Source organism: Cellulomonas sp. (assembly GCF_035634735.1).
In the GTDB taxonomy this organism is placed as follows: Bacteria; Actinomycetota; Actinomycetes; order Actinomycetales; family Cellulomonadaceae; genus Cellulomonas.
Genome location: NZ_DASQCJ010000064.1, coordinates 1 through 19,582, shown reverse-complemented (window position 1 = coordinate 19,582; position 19,582 = coordinate 1). Strand labels below are relative to the sequence as shown.

The following is a 19,582-nucleotide window of genomic DNA, read 5'->3' as shown; positions in this document are numbered from 1 at the left end:
CGTCGATCAGGGGGACGACCACCGTGTCTTGGATGAGGACCACCGTCGCGTGCACCGTCTCGGTGCTGCTGGCGCTCGGGACGACGACCGCGGCCGCGGCCGCCGACGACGGGGTGCGCGCGCAGGCGCCCGCCGCGTCCGGCGCCGGCGCGTCCGACGTGCAGGTGACCGAGCTCGACCTGGACGGCGTGAGCGACGCGGTGCTGGCGGAGCTGCCGACCACCGACCAGGTGCCGATGGCGGAGAGCGACGAGGCCGGCTCGGCCGCGCCGGACGCCGCCGCCCCGGACGCGACCGCCCCCGAGGCGTCGCCGCAGCCCGGGGCCTCCCCCGCGCCGAGCCCGTCGGCCACGGCCGGTGCCGAGGCGCCCGACGCCGCGGCGCGCGAGGCCGCGCCGGCGGACGAGGTCCGGCCCGACCCGGACGTGCTCACCACCGAGCTCGACACCGACGCCTTCTCGGTCGTCGGCGTCACGTGGGACCGGACGCCCGGCCTCGAGGACGTCGTCGTCCGGTACCGCGTGAAGATCGACGGCGCGTGGACGGACTGGCAGGGCGTCGAGTCGTCCGACGTCGCCCCCGACACCGACTCGCAGGACGACGACGGCACGGGCGCCCGCGACGGGACCGACCCGATCGTCGCCGTGGGCGCCGACGGCGTCCAGATCTGGGCCGAGGCCGGCGCGGGCGAGGTGACCGGGCTCAAGGCGGTCCTGGTCGACCCGGGCGCCGACCCGACGGACGTGGGCGCCACGGTGCGCACCGCGTCCGCGTCCGGCACCGCGGCCGCGTCCGACGACGCCGCCGCGTCCGGCACGATCCGCACGGCCGCCTCGGTGCAGGCCGCCGTCGCGGCCCCCGCGGCACCCGCGGCACCCGCGGCACCCGCGATCATCAGCCGGGCCGGCTGGGGCGCCGACGAGTCGCTGCGCACCTGCTCCCCCGACTACTCGAACAGCCTGGTGAGCGCGGCGGTGCACCACACCGCCTCGGCGAACGGCTACAGCGCCGACGCCGTCCCCGGCCTGCTCCGGGGCTTCTACGCGTACCACACGCGCCCGGAGGCGGCCGGCGGCCGGGGCTGGTGCGACATCGGCTACAACTTCCTCGTCGACCAGTTCGGGCGCGTCTTCGAGGGGCGCGCCGGCGGGATCGAGAGCACCGTGATCGGCGTGCACACGGGCGGCTTCAACAGCCGCACGATCGGCATCGCCGCGATCGGCGAGTACGGCTCGGTCGCCCCCAGCGCCGCGCTGCTCGAGTCGCTCAGCCGGCTGATCGCCTGGAAGTTCTCCGTGCACGGCATCAGCGCCTCGGGCGTCGCGACGATGACCTCCGGCGGCGGCGCGTCGAAGTACCCGGCCGGGACGGTGGTCACGTTCCCCACGATCTACGCGCACCGGGACGCGCAGCTGACGTCCTGCCCGGGCCAGGGCCTGTACGACGCGCTGCCGGCCATCCGGGCGCGCGTCGCGCAGCTCTCCGACGCCTCGGTGGCGGCCTCGCCACGCGGCCGCGTCGAGGCGTACGCCGGGTCGTCGGCGGGCGTGCGCGTCACCGGCTGGGCGTCCGACCCCGAGACCACGGCGCCGCTCACCATCGCCGTCTCGGTCGACGGCGCGGTCCAGACGATCGTCGCCGACCGCAACCGGCCGGACGTCGGCCGGCACGGCTTCGACGCCACCGTCGGCGCCGCGCACGGCTCGCACGTCGTGTGCGTGACCGCCGTGAACGTCGGCGGGGGGCGGTCGACGGTGCTCGGCTGCCAGTGGGTGACCGTGACGAACCCGATCCCCATCGGCGCCCTCGAGTCGGTGAGCACGACGGCGTCGGCCATCACCGTGAGCGGCTGGGCCCTGGACCCCGACACGACCGAGCCGATCGCCGTGCACGTGTACGTCGACGGCGTCGGGCGCGCGGTCACCGCGGACCTGCCGCGGCCCGACGTGGGCGCCGCGTTCGGCAAGGGCTCGGCGCACGGCTTCGCCGTCACGATCCCCGCGACCGGCGGGAGCCACAGCGTCTGCGTCTACGCGATCAACACGCCGGCCGGCGCCAACGCGACGCTCGGCTGCCGCACGGTCGCGGTCGGCGCGCCGCCGGTGGGTTCGCTGGAGGCGGTCACGGCGACGGCGTCCTCGGTGACGGTCAGCGGCTGGGCCCTGGACCCCGACACCTCCGACTCGATCCAGGTGCACGTCTACGTCGACGGCACCGGCACCGCGGTCCGCGCGGACCGGAACCGCCCGGACGTCGCCGGCTTCGGCCGCGGCACCGCGCACGGCTACTCCGTCACGCTCCCGGCGGCCGCGGGCACGCGCACCGTGTGCGCCTACGCGATGAACGTGCCGAGCGGGCCCGCCACCGCGCTCGGCTGCCGCACCGTGACGGTCACCAACGCCGTGCCGGTCGGGTCGCTCGAGGCGATCACCACGACCGCGTCCTCGGTGACGGTCAGCGGCTGGGCCCTCGACCCGGACACGAACGACCCGATCCAGGTGCACGTCTACGTCGACGGCAAGGGCACCGCGGTCCGCGCGGACCGGAACCGCCCCGACGTGGCCGGCTTCGGGCGCGGGACCGCGCACGGGTTCAGCGTGACGCTGCCCGCGGGCTTCGGCACCCACTCCGTGTGCGTGTACGCGATCAACACGCCGGCCGGGGCGAACACCACGCTGGGCTGCCGCACCGTGTCCGTCGGGTCGGCACCGGTCGGGTCGTTCGAGGCGGTCACGCGCACCGCATCCGCCGTGACGGTCACGGGCTGGGCCCTCGACGCGGACACCCGCGACCCGATCGCGGTGCACGTCTACGTCGGCGACCGGGGCACCGCGGCGGTCGCCGACCGCCAGCGCCCGGACGTCGCCGGTTTCGGCCTGGGCACCGCCCACGGGTTCCAGGTGACCGTGCCGGCGACCGGGGCGAGCGGGCCGGTCTGCGTGTACGCGATCAACACGCCCGGCGGACCGCCCACGTCCCTCGGCTGCCGCTGAGCCGGCCGATCCGGACATCCCGGGGCCTTCCGGACAGCACGCGCGCCGGGCGCAGCCGCAGCGCCCGGCGTGCGTAGTCTGAGCGCGTCCGGACGGACGCCTCCCCGACCCCCGCCGAGGACCTCATGCACGCCCACCGCCGCCGCACGCCCCTCGTGATCGCCGCGGCGGTCGCGATCGCCGTCGCGGTCGCCGTCGCCCTCGTGCTCGTCCGGGCCGGCGGCGACGACGCGCCCGCCGAGGCCCCGACGAGCGCGAGCCCCACGACCGCGACGCCCACGACGCCGGCGCCGAGCACGACGCCGTCCCCGGCGCCGGCCCCCTCCGGCACGCCGGCGCCCGCGCCGGACCCGGCCGAGCCCCCGGCGACGGCGCCGCCGGCCGCGCCCCCCGCCGAGCCGGGCCTCGCGGCGGTCCAGGTGGTCACGACCTACGCGGGCTGGAACGCCCTGTCCGGCTCCGTCGAGGTCGGCGCCTACGCGGCGACGGTCGAGTCCCCGGGCACCTGCACGCTGGTGCTCACCGGGCCGACCGGCACCGTGGAGCGCCCGCAGCCGGGTGTGGCCGACGCGTCGACCGTGTCGTGCGGCGGGTTCGCCGTCCCCCGGGCGGAGCTCGCCGCGGGGACGTGGCAGGCGCACGTGGAGTACGCCTCGGCGAAGTCCGCCGGGTCGAGCGAGATCGTGGAGGTGCAGGTCCCGTGACCCGCGTCCGACGGGCCGTCGCGGCCGTCCTCACCGCGGTGCTGGCCGCCGTCGCCCTGGTCGCCGTGCCGGCCGCCGTGCAGGCGCCGCCCGCCGCGGCCGCGGACCTGGCGGGCTTCGACCCCGGCCAGATCATCAGCGACTCGGTGTTCTACGACACCACCTCCATGTCCGCGGCGCAGGTGCAGCAGTTCATCGCCGCGCGCGGCGCCTCGTGCTCCCCCGCGGCGGGGGCGACCTGCCTCAAGGACTACCGGGAGACGACCTGGACGCGGGCCGCCGACTCGCTGTGCTCCGGCACGTACACGGGCGCCGCCACCGAGACCGCCGCCCAGATCATCAGCAAGGTCGCGGCGGCCTGCGGGATCAGCCCGCAGGTGCTGCTCGTGACGCTCCAGAAGGAGCAGGGCCTGGTCACCGCGACCGCGGGCCGCAGCGCCGAGGTCTACCGCAAGGCGATGGGCTTCGGCTGCCCCGACACCGCCCCCTGCGAGGCGCAGTACTACGGGTTCTTCAACCAGGTCTACAGCGCCGCCCGGCAGTTCCAGAACTACGCCAAGAACCCGACGCGGTACGCGCACCGGGCGGGGATGGTCAACCAGGTGCGGTTCCACCCGAACGCCGCCTGCGGCACGAGCTCCGTCTACATCGCCAACCAGGCGACCGCGAGCCTCTACAACTACACGCCGTACCAGCCCAACCGCGCGGCCCTGGCCGCCGGCTACGGCACCGGCGACTCCTGCTCGTCGTACGGCAACCGCAACTTCTGGAACTACTTCACCGACTGGTTCGGCAGCACGATCCAGCGGGCGCCCGTCGGGTCGCTGGAGGCCGTCAGCTCGCCGGGGTCCGGCCAGGTCCGCGTCTCCGGCTGGGCGCTCGACCCCGACAGCTCCGCGTCCACCAGCGTGCACGTCTACGTCGGCGGCGTCGGGACCGCCGTCACCGCCGACCGCCCGCGGGCGGACGTCGCCGCGGCGTACGGCAAGGGCGCGAACCACGGCTTCGACGCGACCGTCCCGGCCGGGGGCGGCGCGCAGACCGTGTGCGTCTACGCGATGGACCTCACCGGCGGCCCCGCGACCTCGCTGGGCTGCGCCACGGTGACGGTGCGCAACGCCCTGCCCATCGGGACCCTGGAGGCGGTCACGCCCGCGGGCACCGGCAAGGTGCGCGTCACCGGCTGGGCGCTCGACCCCGACACCACCGCGCCGATCAGCGTGCACGTCTACGTCGACGGCGTCGGGCGCGCCCTCACGGCCGACCGCACCCGGAACGACGTGGGCGCCGCCTTCGGCAAGGGCAGCCAGCACGGCTTCGACGCCACGCTCGCGGTCTCCGGGGGCAGGCACACCGTCTGCGCCAACGCGATCGACAGCACCGGCGGGCAGAACACCTCGCTCGGCTGCGTGACCGTCACCGTCGACAACCGCGTCCCGATCGGGTCGCTCGAGCTCGTGTCGTCGCCCCGCACCGGCGAGATCCGGGTGACCGGCTGGGCCCTCGACCCCGACACGACCGCGCCGATCCAGGTGCACGTCTACATCGGGTCCGCCGGTCGCGCCGTGCGCGCGGACCGCACGCGCAACGACATCGCGAAGGCGTTCGGCAAGGGCGCGGAGCACGGCTTCGACGCCACCTTCGCCGCCGCGACGGGGACCCACACCGTCTGCGCGTACGCGATCGACAGCGACGGGGGCGCGAACCTGACGCTCGGCTGCTCGACGGTCACCGTCCGGAACCTGGCGCCGCTCGGGTCGCTGGAGAGCGTCACGGCCTCCGGCATGGAGCAGGTCACCGTCTCCGGGTGGGCGCTCGACCCCGACACGAGCGACTCCTCCAGCGTCCAGGTCCTGATCGACGGCAAGCAGGTGCAGACCGCCGTGGCGGACCTGCCGCGCGCCGACGTCGCGAACGCGTTCGGCCTCGGCGCGGCGCACGGCTTCCGCCTCACCGTGCCCTCCGCGGGCGGGCGGCACGAGGTGTGCGTCCGGGCGCTGGACACCACGGGCGGGCCGTCGCTCGCCCTGGGCTGCCGCACCGTCGACGTCAACGCCTACGCCGTCGGCAACCTCGAGGCCGTGACGGCCGGCACGGGCACGGTGCGGGCCTCGGGCTGGGCGCTCGACCCGAACACCAGCGACTCCATCGCGGTGCACGTGTACGTCGGCGCCGCGGGCAGCGCCCACACCGCGTCGCTCCCCCGGAACGACGTCGCGGCGGCCTACGGGCTGGGCGCGGCGCACGGCTTCGACGTGACGCGGCCGGCCGCCAGCGGGGCGAACCAGGTGTGCGCGTACGCGATCGACTCGGCCGGCGGGGCGAACGTGCTGCTCGGTTGCCAGGTCGTCACCGTGCCGTGACCGGGCGGGTGCGCGGCGGTTGGCAGCCGCGCACCCGCCCGGTACGACACAATGGCCCGATGCGAGGCATCATCCTGGCCGGCGGGTCCGGCACGCGACTGCACCCGATCACCCAGGGCGTGAGCAAGCAGCTCGTCCCGGTGTACGACAAGCCGATGATCTACTACCCGCTGTCCACGCTGATCCTCGCGGGGATCCGGGACGTGCTGGTCATCACCACCCCGCACGACGCGGAGCAGTTCCACCGCCTGCTGGGCGACGGTTCGCAGTTCGGCATCTCCATCACGTTCGCCACCCAGCCGGAGCCGAACGGCCTGGCGCAGGCGTTCGTGATCGGCGCGGACTTCGTCGGGGACGACTCCGTGTGCCTGGTCCTCGGCGACAACATCTTCTACGGCCCCGGCCTCGGCTCGCGCCTGCAGCGCTTCGAGGGCATCGACGGCGGCGCCGTGTTCGCCTACCGGGTCGCCGACCCCACCGCCTACGGCGTCGTCGAGTTCGACGACGACTTCAGGGCCCTGTCCCTGGAGGAGAAGCCGGCGCAGCCCAAGAGCAGCTACGCCGTGCCGGGCCTGTACTTCTACGACAACGACGTCGTCGCGATCGCCCGCGACCTGCAGCCCTCGGCCCGCGGCGAGTACGAGATCACCGACGTCAACCGCGCCTACCTGGAGCAGGGGCGGCTGCACGTCGAGGTCCTGCCCCGCGGCACCGCCTGGCTCGACACCGGCACCTTCGACTCGCTGCTCGAGGCCTCGGACTACGTCCGCACCATCGAGTCCCGGCAGGGCCTGAAGATCGGCTCGCCGGAGGAGGTCGCCTGGCGCCGCGGGTTCCTGAGCGACGACGAGCTGCGCGTGCGCGCCGAGAAGCTCGTGAAGTCGGGCTACGGCCAGTACCTGCTCGACCTGCTCCGGTGAGCCGCGGCGCCGGCCTGCACGTCGCGCTGACGGTCGAGCAGCTCTGGCAGCGGGTCCCCGGGGGCTCGGGCACGTACATCCGGGAGCTGGTCGACGCGCTCCCCGGCGACGTCGCGGTCACCGGGGTGCGCGCGCGGCACGCCGACGCCGTGCCCGGCGCCGGGCTGGGCGTGCCCGTCGCCGCGTCCCGGCTCCCCCGCCGCGCGCTCTACGACGCCTGGAACCACCTCCGGCGCCCGCGCGTGCCGGGGCCCGCCCGCGGGGCGGACGTCGTGCACGCCACGACGTGGGCCGTCCCGCCCCGGTCGGCGCCGCTGGTGGTGACGGTCCACGACCTGGCGTTCCTCCGCTCGCCGGAGCACTTCACGCCCCGCGGGAACCGGTACTTCCGCCGGGCCCTGGAGGTGGTGCGCCGCGAGGCGGACCTGGTGCTGTCGCCGTCGCAGGCCACCGCGGACGACTGCGCGCGCGCCGGGATCGACGGCGACCGCGTGCGCGTGGTCCCGCACGGCGTCCGCGTGCCCGACGGCGTCGGCGACGCGGCGCGCGCCGCCGCCGTCCGCGGGTCGGACCGCCCCTACGTGCTGTGGTGCGGGACGCTCGAGCCGCGCAAGAACGTGCCGGGGCTGCTCCGCGCGTTCGCCCGGCTGGCCGCGGACCGCCCCGACCTCGACCTCGTGCTCGCCGGCCCGGCCGGCTGGGGCGACACCGCCGACGAGGTCGCCGCGCTGGCCGCGCCGCTCGGCGACCGGGTGCGGCTGCCGGGGCACGTGTCCTGGACCGACCTGCACACGCTGTACGCCCACGCGCGGGCGTTCTGCTTCCCGTCGCTCTGGGAGGGCTTCGGCATGCCGGTGCTCGAGGCGATGGCGCACGGCGTCCCCGCGGTGACGTCGGCCGGCAGCGCGATGGCGGAGTTCGCGGAGGGGGCGGCCGTGCTGGCCGACCCCCGGGACCCCGAGGCGCTGGCCGCGGCGCTCGACCGCGCGACCGGCCCCGACCACGACACCCTCGCCGTCGCCGCGCGCGCCCGCGCGGCGACGTACACCTGGGCGGCCGCGGGGGCGTCGACCGCGGCGGTCTACCGCGAGGCCGCCGGGGCCTGACGCGCGAGGGGGCCCGCCGGACGTCGTCCGGCGGGCCCCCTCCGCGTGGTCGGTGCCGCGGTCAGTGTCGCGGCGCCCGGCGGACGACGCGCAGCGCGCGGCGGGCGACCCGGCGCGCCAGCAGCGTGACGCCGCCCTCCCGCACGTACTGCTGCACCAGCCGCAGGTCGCCGGTCACCCCGCCCCAGCGCGGCGGCACGATCGACACGCCCGCGGCGATCCGCTCGACCGCGCCGGAGCCGACGAGGTCCGCGGCCCGGTGCGGCGCCCGGCAGAACTCCAGCAGCGGGGCGAGCGCCCGGTTCCAGTGGTACTCCGGGGCGACGGCGGCGACGTTCGCGCGCACCGCGGCGGCACGATCGGGGTCGGTCAGCAGCTCGGCGAGCGCGTCGGCGAGGGCGTCCACGTCGCCGGCGGGCACCACGGCGCCCATGTCCCGCTCCCGCACCAGCTGGGCGAGCGAGTCGCCGTCGGTGCACACGATCGGCAGCGAGGCCCACATGTAGTCGAGCATCCGGGTGCGGAACGAGAACGCCGTCTCGACGTGGTCGAGGTGCGTGCTCACGCCGATGTCCGACTCGAGCAGCACGTTCTGCCGCTCCTCGTAGGGCACCCAGCTCTCGTTGAAGATGACCTCCTTGCCCGCCACGCCGAGCTCCTCCGCGAGCTTCCGGGCGGCCACGGCCATCCGCATCTCGGGGACGGCGGGGTTCGGGTGCTTCACGCCCATGAACAGCAGGCGGATCTCCGGCACGCGCTCCTTGACCTGCGCGATGGCGCGGATCAGCGTCAGCGGGTCGAACCAGTTGTAGATGCCGCCGCCCCAGAGGACGACCTTGTCGTCCGGCCCGATGCCCGGGATGACGCCCTTCACCATCGGGCGGGTGGCCACCGGCGGCTCCTCGGCGACGCCGAACGGCACCACCGTGAGCAGCGAGCCCAGCGTCTCGTCCTGGTCGTACACCATCGGGTTGACGCGCCCGAGCGCGGCCATCTGCCCGAGCCAGAAGTCGCGCTGCTTCTCCGAGGCGCACATGAAGAAGTCGCCGCGCGCGATCTGCTCGTTCAGCACGCCGGTCGACGACTGCACGACCTCGCGCCGCCGGGACTCGCCCAGGTCGCGGGCCTGCTCGAGCTGCTCCAGGTGGAACGGGTCGTAGATGTCGACGACCACGACCTTCTTGGTGTGCCGGAGCACCGGGTGCTCGTGCATCAGGAAGCCCTGGAACACGATGACGTCGGCCCACTGCTCGTGGCCCGCCATGTCCTGGGCGCCGGCGTGCACGATCTCGAAGTCGGGGTGCGACAGGTCGCAGCCCGCGGTGGTCACGAGCCGGACCTCGTGCTCGCCCGACAGCACGCGCGCGATGTTCCACGCGCGGATGGCCGGGCCGGCCATCTTCGGCGCGAGCGTGTCGCCGGTCGCGACCAGGATGCGCCGCTTGCGCTGGAACGCGCTCTCGACGCCGAACGCCTCGACCGCCGCCTCGTACGGGCCGACGAAGCCCGGGGCGTCGATGTTCGGCTGCATCGGCCGGCCGAACAGCGCCGTGATGGAGGCGTCGTCGCGGGTGCGGCGGCTCTGCAGGTCGCGGCGCTTCGCGTCGAGCTTCCCGAGGTCGCGGGCGAACGCGTCGACGGCGTAGGTGGACGCGAGGGTGGTCCGCGACACCGTCGCCTCGGCGCCCTCCCCCGGCACGTGCCCGTGCGCGAGGTCCAGGGCGTGCGGGTCGTCGCCGCCGAGCGTCACGCCGCGGCGCACCGCCAGCGCGAGCGCGGCCGGCAGGAACCGCGCGAGGTTCTCGTCGTCGTAGTTCTTGTAGATCGTGTAGAGCGCGTTCCGCTCCAGCAGGTACTGCTCGCGCCACCGGCCGATGCTCGACATCGAGGCGTGGTGCTTGTGGTAGCTGACCGCCTCCGGGACGTAGCGGACCCGGTACCCCAGCAGCCAGAGCCGCCAGCCCAGGTCGACGTCCTCGAAGAACATGAAGTAGTCCTCGTCGAACCCGCCGACCTCGCGGAACACGTCGCGGCGGACCACCAGCGACGAGCCGGTGCCGAACAGCACGTCCCGCTCGACGTCGAACTCCGGGCGGTCCGGCTCGCCCACGTGCAGCTTGAAGGCCTGGCCGTACCAGGACATGCCGGCGTCGACGAAGTCGACCTTCTGGCCGTCCCAGTCGAGCACCTTCGTGGCGACCGCGCCGATCGACGCGTCCCGCTGCAGCGCCGCCACCGACGCGGACACGAAGGCCCGGGCGGGGCGCGCGTCGTTGTTGATGAAGGCGATGAACTCGCCGGACGCCTTCTCGACCGCCAGGTTGCAGCCGCCGGCGAAGCCGAGGTTGGTCTTGGAGGCGATCACCTTCGCGGAGGGGAACGCCGCCTTGATGCGCTCCACGCTGCCGTCGCCGCTGGCGTTGTCGACCACCACCAGCTCGAGCCGGTCCGCGGGCCAGTCGACCTCGGCGAAGCCCTTGAGGCAGGTGATGGTGTCGTCGGCGCCCTTGTAGTTGACGATGACGATCGAGACCAGGGGCGAGTCGCTGCTCACAGACAAGACCTTTCGGGTTTCGGGTGCGGCGGGGCGGCGGGGCCGTGGCGGGCGGGTCAGCGACCCAGCACCGGCGGGGCGACCCCCTCGGTCACGTGGACCCAGTCGCCGTTCAGGGTCATGAGGCCGAGCGTCTCGCGCGACCGGCCCGCGGCCACGTCGAACCGCACGGGCAGCGGCCGGTGGTAGGCCTTCTTCATGTCGGCCGAGTACACGGCGGAGCTGAGGATGTACCCGCCCGGGAGCAGGTCCAGGCGCGGGACCTCGATGTCGACGCGGCCCCGGGTGCCGGTGCGGTCGACGTCCATGCCCGCGACCCGGCTGCTCGGCCCGGTCACGTAGTCGCCCTCGACGGTGTGGATGCCGATCTTGAAGACCGGGTCCGCGACGGGGCTCTTCGCGGCGTAGTGCAGCCGGATGGTCGCGGCCTGGCCGGTGGTCGCGGGCGAGGCGGGGCCGGACGGCCCGAACACCTCGGCCTTCTCGATGCTGACCTCGCGGCTGTACGCCTGCTCGTCGTCCTGCGCCCGGGCGGAGGTCTGGGCGTCCTCGACGTAGCCGTCCACGACGTCGTTCGGCCCGCCGATCCGCTGCAGCTCGCCGTGCGACAGCCAGGCGACCTGGTCGCACAGCGTGCGCATGGTGCCCATGGCGTGGCTGACGACCACGATCGTGCGGCCGTCCTCCTTGAACTCGTGGAACTTGTCCATGCACTTGCGCTGGAACTCCTCGTCGCCGACGGCGAGGACCTCGTCGATGAGCAGGATCTCCGGGTCCACGTTGATCGCGACGGAGAAGCCCAGCCGGACGTACATGCCCGACGAGTAGTTCTTGACGGGGGTGTCGATGAACTCGTCCAGGCCCGCGAACCCGACGATGTCGTCGAACCGGCGGTCGATCTCCTTGCGGGACAGCCCGAGGATCGAGCCGTTCAGGTACACGTTGTCCCGCCCGGACAGCTCCGGGTGGAAGCCGGCGCCCAGCTCGAGCAGCGCGGACACCTTGCCGTGCACCTCGACGCCGCCGCGGTCGGGGACGAGGATGCGCGCCATCGTCTTGAGCAGCGTGCTCTTGCCGGAGCCGTTGTGCCCGACGAGGCCGAACGTCTTGCCGGTCGGCACCTCGAAGTCCACGTCCTTGAGCGCCCAGAACTCGTCGAACTTGGCGCGCCGCCCGCGCATGAGGGCGACCTTCAGGGACTGGTTCCGCTCGTGGTAGATCCGGAACCGCTTGGAGAGGTGGTTGACCTCGACGGCGGCGCTCACAGCTCTTCTCCCAACCGGACCTCGAGGCGTCCGAACACGTAGTTCCCGAACCAGAGCAGCACGATGCTCAGGGCAGCGACGTACCCGAGGAGCCGGAAGTCCGGCATCGTCCCGGAGTACCACATGTCCCGGATCGCCTCGATGAGCCCGACCATCGGGTTGGCCAGGTAGATGTCGGCGATGTGGAACCGGCCGGCCCAGCCCGCGGAGTCCCGCGTCGCCTCGACCATCGTGATCGGGTAGATGATCGGCGTCGCGTAGAACCAGATCTGCAGCGCGATCGCCACGAAGTGCGCGACGTCGCGGAAGTAGACGTTCACCACCGACAGGATGAGGCTGAAGCCGAGCGCGAGGACCGCGGTGAGCAGCATCACCACCAGCACCAGCGGGATCCACGGCAGCACGTTGACCCGGAAGACCAGGAAGATCACGGCGAGCACGAGCATCTCGATCAGGTACGTCACGAACAGCGCCATGATGTTCGACACCACGAGCAGCCGGCGCGGGAAGTACGTCTTCTTGATCAGGTTGCCGTTGCCGGTGAGCACGCCCATCCCGCTGCTCAGCGCGCCCGAGAAGAAGTTCCAGGTCAGCAGGCCGCACAGCAGGAACAGCGCGTAGTTGTTCAGCCCGTCGACGCCGATCGGCGGCTGGACCCGCAGCACGACGGAGAACACCGCCGTGAAGATCAGCGTCGAGGCGAGCGGGTTGACCAGGGACCAGCCCCAGCCCAGCGCGGTCCCCTTGTACTTCCCGCGCAGCTCGCGCCGCGTGAGGTTGAGGAGGAGCTCCCGTGCGCCCAGGACTTCCTTGACGTCGGTCAGCACGCCCACGCGGTAGCACCCATCACTCGACTGTCCCGCGGCCGTGACCGTCCGGGAATCCAACCCTCGGAGTGTACGCGTCCGCCGCCCGGGCCCGGGACGCGTCGGTGCAGGACGTCGGCGTGAGACCATCGGCCGGTGATGCGGGTGACACTCGACGGGACTCCGCTGCTCGGCGAGCGGACCGGCATCGGCCGCTACGTGCAGGAGCTGGTGGCCGCGCTGCCGGCGGCGGCCGCGGAGCACCGGCCCGACGCGGAGTTCCGGGTGACGACGTGGTCCGCCCGGCGGCACCGGGTGCCCGACCTGCCGCCCGGCGTCCGCCAGGTCGGCCCGCGGGTGCCCGCCCGGCTGCTGCGCGAGGCCTGGCTCCGGTCGGACCACCCGACCGCGGAGCTGCTCGCCGGCCGCGGCGACGTGGTGCACGGCACCAACTTCGTCGTCCCGCCCACCCGCCGGGCCCGCGCGGTGGTGACCGTGCACGACCTCACGTACCTCGACCGCCGGACCGTCGCGCCGACCGACGCCGCGTACGCCGCGCTGGTCCCGCGCGCCCTGCGCCGGGGCGCGCACGTCGTGACGCCGACCGCCGCGGTCGCCGCCGCGGTGCGCGACCACTACCGGCTCGGCGCGGACCGGGTGGACGTCACCCCGCTCGGCGTGGACGAGCCCTGGTTCACCGCGGAGCCCGCCGACGCCGCCTGGCGGGCCGGTCGCGGCGTGCCCGACGACTACCTGCTCTACGTGGGGTCCGCCGCCGCGCGCAAGAACGTCGGCACCCTCGTCGCGGCGCACCGGGAGCTGACCGGCGGCGGGCGGGGCGGGCCGGCGCTCGTCCTGGCCGGCCCCGCGGGCGCGGCGCCGCGGCCCGACGCGCACCCCGGCGTCGTCGCGGCCGGCTGGCTCGCCGACGACGAGCTGCGCCGCCTGGTCGCGGGGGCGCGGGCGCTGGTGCTGCCGTCCTCGGACGAGGGGTTCGGGCTCCCGGTGCTCGAGGCGCTCGCCGCCGGCCGGCCCGTCGTGGCGTCCACCATCCCCGCCCTGACCGAGGTCGCCGGCCCGCACGGGTTCCTCGCGGTCCCCGCGGACGCCGAGGCCCTCGCGGGCGCGCTCGCGGCCGCGCTGGCCGCCCCGGACGGGCCCGACGACCGCGCCGCGCGGCGCGCGTGGGCGCGGCGGTGGACCTGGCGCGGCTGCGCCGAGGCCACGCTCGCGGTCTACGGCCGGCTGGTGGCGGCGTGAGCGGCGCGGCGCCGGGAGCGGGGGCCGGCGCGGGCGGACCGGAGGTCACGGCCGTCGTCGTCACCTACGACGGCGCGCACCTGCTGCCCGGCTGCCTCGACAGCCTGGCCGCGCAGACCGTCGGCCGGGACCGGCTGCGCGTCGTGCTCGTGGACAACGCCTCGCACGACGACACCCTCGCGCTGGTGCGCCGGGACTACCCGTGGGTGGAGGTCGTCGCGAGCCCGCGCAACCTCGGCTTCGCGGGCGGGAACGACCTCGCGCTCGACCGCCTCGCGACGCCCTTCGCGTTCCTGCTCAACAGCGACGCGCGCGCGGAGCCGCACGCGGTCGAGGAGCTGCTGGCCGCGGCGACCGAGCCCGGCGCGGAGCGGGTCGCCGCGTTCAACGCGACCGTGCTCCTGCAGCAGCCGTACCGGCACGCCGCGCCCGGCGAGGACGGTCCCGGCGTGCTGGACACCCCGGCGGGCCGCGTGGTCGCGGACGACGCGGGTCCGGTGCGCCTGGTGAACACCACCGGCAACCTCGTCACCACCGACGGGTACGGCATCGACCGCGGCTGGCTCGAGGACGCCCGCACGCACGCGCCCGAGCCCGAGGTCTTCGGGTTCTGCGGGGCGGCCGCCCTGCTCCGTCGCGAGGCGCTGGCCGAGGTGGGCACGTTCGACCGCGCGTTCTTCATGTACTACGAGGACACGGACCTGTCCTGGCGCCTGCGCCGCGCCGGCTGGGGGGTGCGGCACGTGCCCGGCGCCCGGGTCGACCACATCCACGCGGCGTCCTCCGTCGAGGGCTCCCCACTGTTCCTGCTGCACAACGACCGCAACCGGCTGCTGACCCTGACCGTGAACGCGACCGCGGGGCTGGCCGCCCGGTGCGTCGCGCGGTCCGTGGTGACCGCCCTGTCCACCACGCTGCGCCGGAACGAGCCGTGGTCCCGCACCGCGCTGCGCTGGCGCGCCCTCGGGTCGTGGCTCCGGCTGCTCCCGCGCGCCCTCGCCGCCCGCGCCCGCACCGCGCGCACCGCCCGGGTGCCGCGGGCGGCGGTGCAGGCCATGCTCGTGCCGCCGCCGCCCCCGCGGCCCCTGTCGGCGCCGCCTGCGCACTGAGGCGGGGTGGTAGCGTCCGTGGCGCTCGTGGCCGCCCTCCCCCGGAACGGAACCCTCCATGGCGTCTGACACCCCTGCCCCGCTGCGGTCGCTCGGCGACCGGACCGAGGAGGGCTGGGTCCTCCTGCGGGACGTCGAGTCCACCTACCGCGACGGCGCGGAGGAGGCGCTCTACGAGATCGTCACGGCCGCGGCGGAGCACGAGCTCGGGTCGACCGACGACACCCTGCTCTCCCGCACCGAGGGGTGGGCGCAGCAGTACCACGTGCACCCCGCGCGGGCGAACGTCGTGCGGCCGCTCGACATCCCCGCCGGGGCCCGCGTGCTGGAGATCGGCGCCGGCTGCGGCGCGGTGAGCCGGTACCTCGGCGAGACCGGCGCGCAGCTCGACGCGCTCGAGCCCGTGCCGTCCCGCGCCCGGGTGGCGCGGGCCCGCACGCGCGACCTGCCGAACGTCGAGGTGTTCGTCGGCGCGCTGGACGACGTGCCGGCCGAGCCCGTCTACGACGTCGTCGTGGTCGTGGGCGTCCTGGAGTACGTCGGCGGCGGCTCGCGCGAGGACGCCCCGTACCGCGCGTTCCTCGAGGGCATCGCGGCCCGGCTCGCGCCCGGCGGCACGCTGGCGCTGATGATCGAGAACAAGCTCGGCGCGAAGTACCTCGCCGGGGCGCCGGAGGACCACACGGACCGGGTGTTCGACTCGCTCGAGTCGTACCCGCACGGCGGCCCCGCCCGCACGTTCGACCGCAGCGCGCTCGAGGGCCTGATGCGCACGGCGGGCCTCGAGCCCACCACCCGGGTCGCCTTCCCCGACTACAAGATGACCCGCGCGGTCCTCGACGTGGACGCGCTGGAGCCCGCGCACCGCTCGCTGCTGCACCGGGTGCCCGCGTTCCCGAGCCCCGACTGGGCCTCGCCCCGGGCGCGCGGTGCCGACGAGGCGCTGCTGTGGCGGTCGTTCGTCGACGCCGGCCTCGCCACGGACACCGGGAACTCGTTCGTCGTCCTCGCCCGCACCCCCGGCGACGGCCCCGACCTGTGGCCCGCGGGCAGCGCCGGCGCGTTCTTCTCGACCGGGCGGCGCAGCCGCTACCTCCAGCGCACGACGCTCCGGCTGGACGACGAGGGCCTGCGGTTCGACCGCCGGCCGCTGACGGACGCCGAGCAGGGCCCGGTCGCCGTGACGGGCTCCGTCGTGCCGTTCCGCGACGGCGTCGACCTGCTCGACGCGGTCGCCACCGAGGACCCGCTCGCGGCCCTGGCACCGCTGCTCGAGAAGTGGACCGCCATGCTGGACGCCCGCCTGGAGGCCGGCGGCCCCGCCCCGGTCGACCTGCTGCCGCACAACCTGGTCGTGGGCCCGGACGGCGAGCTCCTCGTCGTGGACGAGGAGTGGACGTCGGCCGAGGCGACCCGCGAGGACGTGGTCACCCGCGGGGTGATCTGGCTGGCCGTGGCCCTCGCGAACCGCGTGGTCCCCGAGCGGCTGCCCGGCTGCGAGACCGTCGGCGACGTCGCGCGCCGCATCGGCCCGATGGTCGGCCTCGACGACGAGGGCCACTGGCTGTCCCCCGCCATCGACCGCGAGGCGGCGTTCCAGGCGGCGGTGCAGCAGTCCCCCGAGGGCGAGAGCCCGGAGGACGGCGTGGACCGCCACCGCACCAACTTCCTCGTCGCGCTCGGCGTGCCGCTGTCGCTGACCGCCCTCGGCGAGCGGGAGCACGAGCTGCGCCGCCGCGCCGACATGACCCTCGTGCACGTCACCACGCTGCTCGAGGCCGCCCGGGAGGCGGCCGCGGAGCACCTGGCCGACGCGCACCGCGCCATCGCGGACGCGCAGCGCCTGGACCAGCGGGTCGCCGAGCTGGATGCCGAGCTGCGCTCGATCCGGATGCACCCGGTCGTGCGGGTGGCGCGCCTCGCGACCCGGGCCGCGGCGAAGGTCGCGCCCGAGGGCTCGCGGCAGCGCGCCGCGTACCGCGCGGCGAAGCAGAAGGCCAAGGGGCTGCGCGCCGACGGCGGCGCCGGGTCCCGGTAGAGTTCTCGCCTCGTCTACCCGGAGGAATCTCCCGTGCGCATGCTCGTCACCGGCGGTGCCGGTTTCATCGGCTCCAACTTCGTGCACCAGGTCGTGCGCGAGCACCCGGACGTCCAGGTCACCGTCCTCGACGCGCTGACCTACGCGGGCGACGAGAAGAGCCTCGCCCCGGTGTGGGACCAGGTCACCTTCGCCAAGGGCAGCATCACCGACCACGACATCGTGGACGACCTGGTGAAGAACAGCGACGTCGTCGTGCACTTCGCGGCCGAGTCGCACAACGACAACTCGCTGCACGACCCGTGGCCGTTCGTGCACACGAACGTCATCGGCACGTACACGCTGCTCGAGGCCGTGCGCCGGTACGACGTGCGCTACCACCACATCTCCACCGACGAGGTCTACGGCGACCTCGAGCTGGACGACCCGGCCAAGTTCACGCCGGACACCCCGTACAACCCGTCGAGCCCGTACTCGTCCACCAAGGCGTCCTCGGACCTGCTGGTGCGCGCGTGGGCGCGGTCGTTCGGCGTGCGCGCCACGATCTCGAACTGCTCGAACAACTACGGCCCGTACCAGCACGTGGAGAAGTTCATCCCGCGCCAGATCACCAACGTGGTCGACGGCGTGCGGCCGAAGCTCTACGGCACCGGCGAGAACGTCCGCGACTGGATCCACGTCGAGGACCACAACTCGGCCGTGTGGGACATCATCACGAAGGGCCGCCTCGGCGAGACCTACCTGATCGGCGCGGACGGCGAGGTGGACAACAAGACCGTCGTCGAGCTGATCCTCGAGCTCACCGGCCAGGCCCCCGACGCCTACGACCTGGTGAGCGACCGCCCGGGCCACGACCTGCGGTACGCGATCGACGCGACCAAGCTCCGCACCGAGCTCGGCTGGGAGCCGCGGTACACGACGTTCCGCGACGGCCTCGCCGCGACGATCGAGTGGTACCGGGCCAACGAGGCCTGGTGGCGGCCGCAGAAGGACGCCACCGAGGCCAAGTACGCGCAGCTCGGCCGCTGACGCACCGACGACGCCCCCGCCCGGTCACCGGGCGGGGGCGTCGTCGCGTCGGGGACGGGGCGCCGCCGGTCAGGGGCGGGCGTGCCGCCAGGCGTCCCACGCGCTCGCGAGCGTGCTCGCCAGCGTCTCCTCGGCGCGCCAGCCGAGCACCCGCTCGATCGCGGCCGGGTCCGCCACGACCTCGGCCGGGTCGCCCGCGCGCCGCCCGACCACCTCGGTCGCGATCGGGACGCCCATGGCGGCGGACAGCCCGGCGACGACCTGGAGCACCGACGTGCCCGTCCCCGTGCCGACGTTCAGGCACCGGTAGGGCTCGGCGTCGCCGGCCATCGCGTCGAGCGCCGCGACGTGCGCGCGGGCGAGGTCCATCACGTGCACGTAGTCCCGGACGCCCGAGCCGTCGGCGGTCGCGAAGTCCGTGCCGAACACCCGCGGCCGCTCGCCGCGCCCGACGGCGTCGAGGACCCGGGTCACCAGGTTCGCGACCGCGGGGTCGCCGAGGTCCGGCCAGCCGGCCCCCGCGACGTTGAAGTAGCGCAGCGCCGTGCCGCGCAGCGCGCCGGTGGCGGCCACGTCGCGCAGCATCCACTCGCCGACCAGCTTGGTGCGCCCGTACGGGTTCACGGGCGCGGTGGGCGCATCCTCGCGGACCAGGCCGCCGGCGACGTCCCCGTACACGGCGGCGGACGACGAGAACACGACGGAGCGGGCGCCCTCCGCGGTGCACGCCCGGAGCACGGCGCCGAGCCCGTCGACGTTCTGCTGGTAGTAGCGCAGCGGGTCGGCCACGGACTCATCGACGCGCTTGCGCGCCGCGAAGTGCACCACGTCGGTCACCCCGCGCCGGCGCAGCACGCGCGCGAGCGCCTCCGCGGACCCGGGCGCGGCGACGTCGAGCCGGACCAGCTCGGCGCCGCCCACCCGCTCGGCGGTGCCCGTCGAGAGGTCGTCGACCACGACGACGTCCCGGCCCGACCGCACGAGGAGGCGGACGACGTGCGCCCCGATGTAGCCGGCACCGCCGGTGACGAGGACGGTCATGCGGTCACCCTACCCAGCCCCACCTGCACACATCCTCCACGGGCTCACCCCCGCGGTTACGCCGCGCGCCGCGCACCTGCTCCTATGCTCGTCCTTCGTGACCTCCCGCCACGCCGCTCCCGCACGCGCCCGCGCCGTCCGCCACGGCCGGCCCCGGCGCAGCCACGGCGTGCTGCGGGGCGCCGCCCTCGCCGTCGTGGCCGTGCTGTGCTTCGGCGCCTCCGGCGCCGCCGCGCTGTACGTCCAGCTCAACGGGAACATCAACACGATCGACGCGAGCGACCTGATCCAGGCGCTGCCCGAGCCGACCGCGACCGCCACCGGTCCCGCCGACCCGGACGACCCGAACGCGGGTCGCGACGTGAACATCCTGCTGATGGGCTCGGACGAGCGG

General features: G+C 74.8%; 13 protein-coding genes and 1 pseudogene. 10 read left to right on the top strand and 4 right to left on the bottom strand.

Features of this window, described 5'->3' with window-relative positions:
- Window positions 1-32: 32 nt before the first annotated feature.
- The 5 genes from VER05_RS06100 (at window position 33) to VER05_RS06080 (ending at window position 8,086) form a co-directional block, all read left to right on the top strand.
- The gene (locus tag VER05_RS06100; protein WP_324844490.1) at window positions 33-2,993 is read left to right on the top strand and encodes a peptidoglycan recognition protein; all 2,961 of its coding nucleotides are present in this window, start codon (window positions 33-35) and stop codon (window positions 2,991-2,993) included.
- Window positions 2,994-3,118: 125 nt separating this feature from the next.
- On the top strand, window positions 3,119-3,697 hold the full coding sequence (locus VER05_RS06095) for a hypothetical protein (RefSeq protein ID WP_324844489.1): 579 nt from the start codon (window positions 3,119-3,121) through the stop codon (window positions 3,695-3,697).
- The gene (locus VER05_RS06090) at window positions 3,694-6,060 is read left to right on the top strand and encodes a hypothetical protein (RefSeq protein ID WP_324844488.1); all 2,367 of its coding nucleotides are present in this window, start codon (window positions 3,694-3,696) and stop codon (window positions 6,058-6,060) included. The genes VER05_RS06095 and VER05_RS06090 overlap by 4 nt, the downstream gene beginning before the upstream one ends.
- 59 nt (window positions 6,061-6,119) lie before the next feature.
- Window positions 6,120-6,980 (top strand): glucose-1-phosphate thymidylyltransferase RfbA, encoded by an 861-nt coding sequence (gene rfbA / locus VER05_RS06085; protein WP_324844487.1) that lies wholly within the window; start codon window positions 6,120-6,122, stop codon window positions 6,978-6,980.
- On the top strand, window positions 6,977-8,086 hold the full coding sequence (locus VER05_RS06080) for a glycosyltransferase family 1 protein (protein ID WP_324844486.1): 1,110 nt from the start codon (window positions 6,977-6,979) through the stop codon (window positions 8,084-8,086). Before rfbA ends, VER05_RS06080 begins: the two co-directional genes overlap by 4 nt.
- A gap of 61 nt (window positions 8,087-8,147) precedes the next feature.
- On the opposite strand, the gene VER05_RS06075 is transcribed toward VER05_RS06080, so the two are convergent.
- The 3 genes from VER05_RS06075 to VER05_RS06065 are packed head-to-tail and all read right to left on the bottom strand — an operon-like array spanning window position 8,148 to window position 12,732.
- Complete coding sequence (locus VER05_RS06075; RefSeq protein ID WP_324844485.1) at window positions 8,148-10,640, bottom strand: glycosyltransferase; 2,493 nt, start codon at window positions 10,638-10,640, stop codon at window positions 8,148-8,150.
- Window positions 10,641-10,696: 56 nt separating this feature from the next.
- Complete coding sequence (locus VER05_RS06070; protein ID WP_324844484.1) at window positions 10,697-11,905, bottom strand: ABC transporter ATP-binding protein; 1,209 nt, start codon at window positions 11,903-11,905, stop codon at window positions 10,697-10,699.
- A complete protein-coding gene (locus VER05_RS06065) occupies window positions 11,902-12,732 on the bottom strand; it encodes an ABC transporter permease (protein WP_324844483.1) in 831 nt (276 codons plus the stop codon). Before VER05_RS06065 ends, VER05_RS06070 begins: the two co-directional genes overlap by 4 nt.
- 138 nt (window positions 12,733-12,870) lie before the next feature.
- On the opposite strand from VER05_RS06065, the gene VER05_RS06060 reads away from it, so the two are divergent.
- From VER05_RS06060 to rfbB, 4 genes are read left to right on the top strand one after another with little or no spacing between them, the layout of a single operon-like run.
- Window positions 12,871-13,971 (top strand): glycosyltransferase family 1 protein, encoded by a 1,101-nt coding sequence (locus VER05_RS06060; protein ID WP_324844504.1) that lies wholly within the window; start codon window positions 12,871-12,873, stop codon window positions 13,969-13,971.
- Window positions 13,968-15,080: a glycosyltransferase family 2 protein gene (locus VER05_RS06055; RefSeq protein ID WP_324844482.1), complete on the top strand. Its 1,113-nt coding sequence runs from the start codon at window positions 13,968-13,970 to the stop codon at window positions 15,078-15,080. Before VER05_RS06060 ends, VER05_RS06055 begins: the two co-directional genes overlap by 4 nt.
- 58 nt (window positions 15,081-15,138) lie before the next feature.
- Window positions 15,139-17,118 carry a methyltransferase gene (locus tag VER05_RS06050; protein WP_324844481.1) on the top strand — a complete coding sequence of 660 codons (1,980 nt, stop codon included), beginning with the start codon at window positions 15,139-15,141 and terminating at the stop codon, window positions 17,116-17,118.
- Window positions 17,119-17,151: 33 nt separating this feature from the next.
- Entirely contained in the window at window positions 17,152-18,147 is a 996-nt protein-coding gene (gene rfbB / locus VER05_RS06045; protein ID WP_324844480.1) for a dTDP-glucose 4,6-dehydratase, read from the top strand.
- A 69-nt stretch (window positions 18,148-18,216) separates the two neighbouring features.
- Here the strand turns inward: rfbB and galE are convergent, their stop codons facing one another.
- Window positions 18,217-19,188 (bottom strand): UDP-glucose 4-epimerase GalE, encoded by a 972-nt coding sequence (gene galE / locus VER05_RS06040; protein ID WP_324844479.1) that lies wholly within the window; start codon window positions 19,186-19,188, stop codon window positions 18,217-18,219.
- Window positions 19,189-19,285: 97 nt separating this feature from the next.
- On the opposite strand from galE, the pseudogene VER05_RS06035 reads away from it, so the two are divergent.
- Window positions 19,286-19,582: pseudogene (locus VER05_RS06035) on the top strand (LytR family transcriptional regulator); the annotation flags it as partial.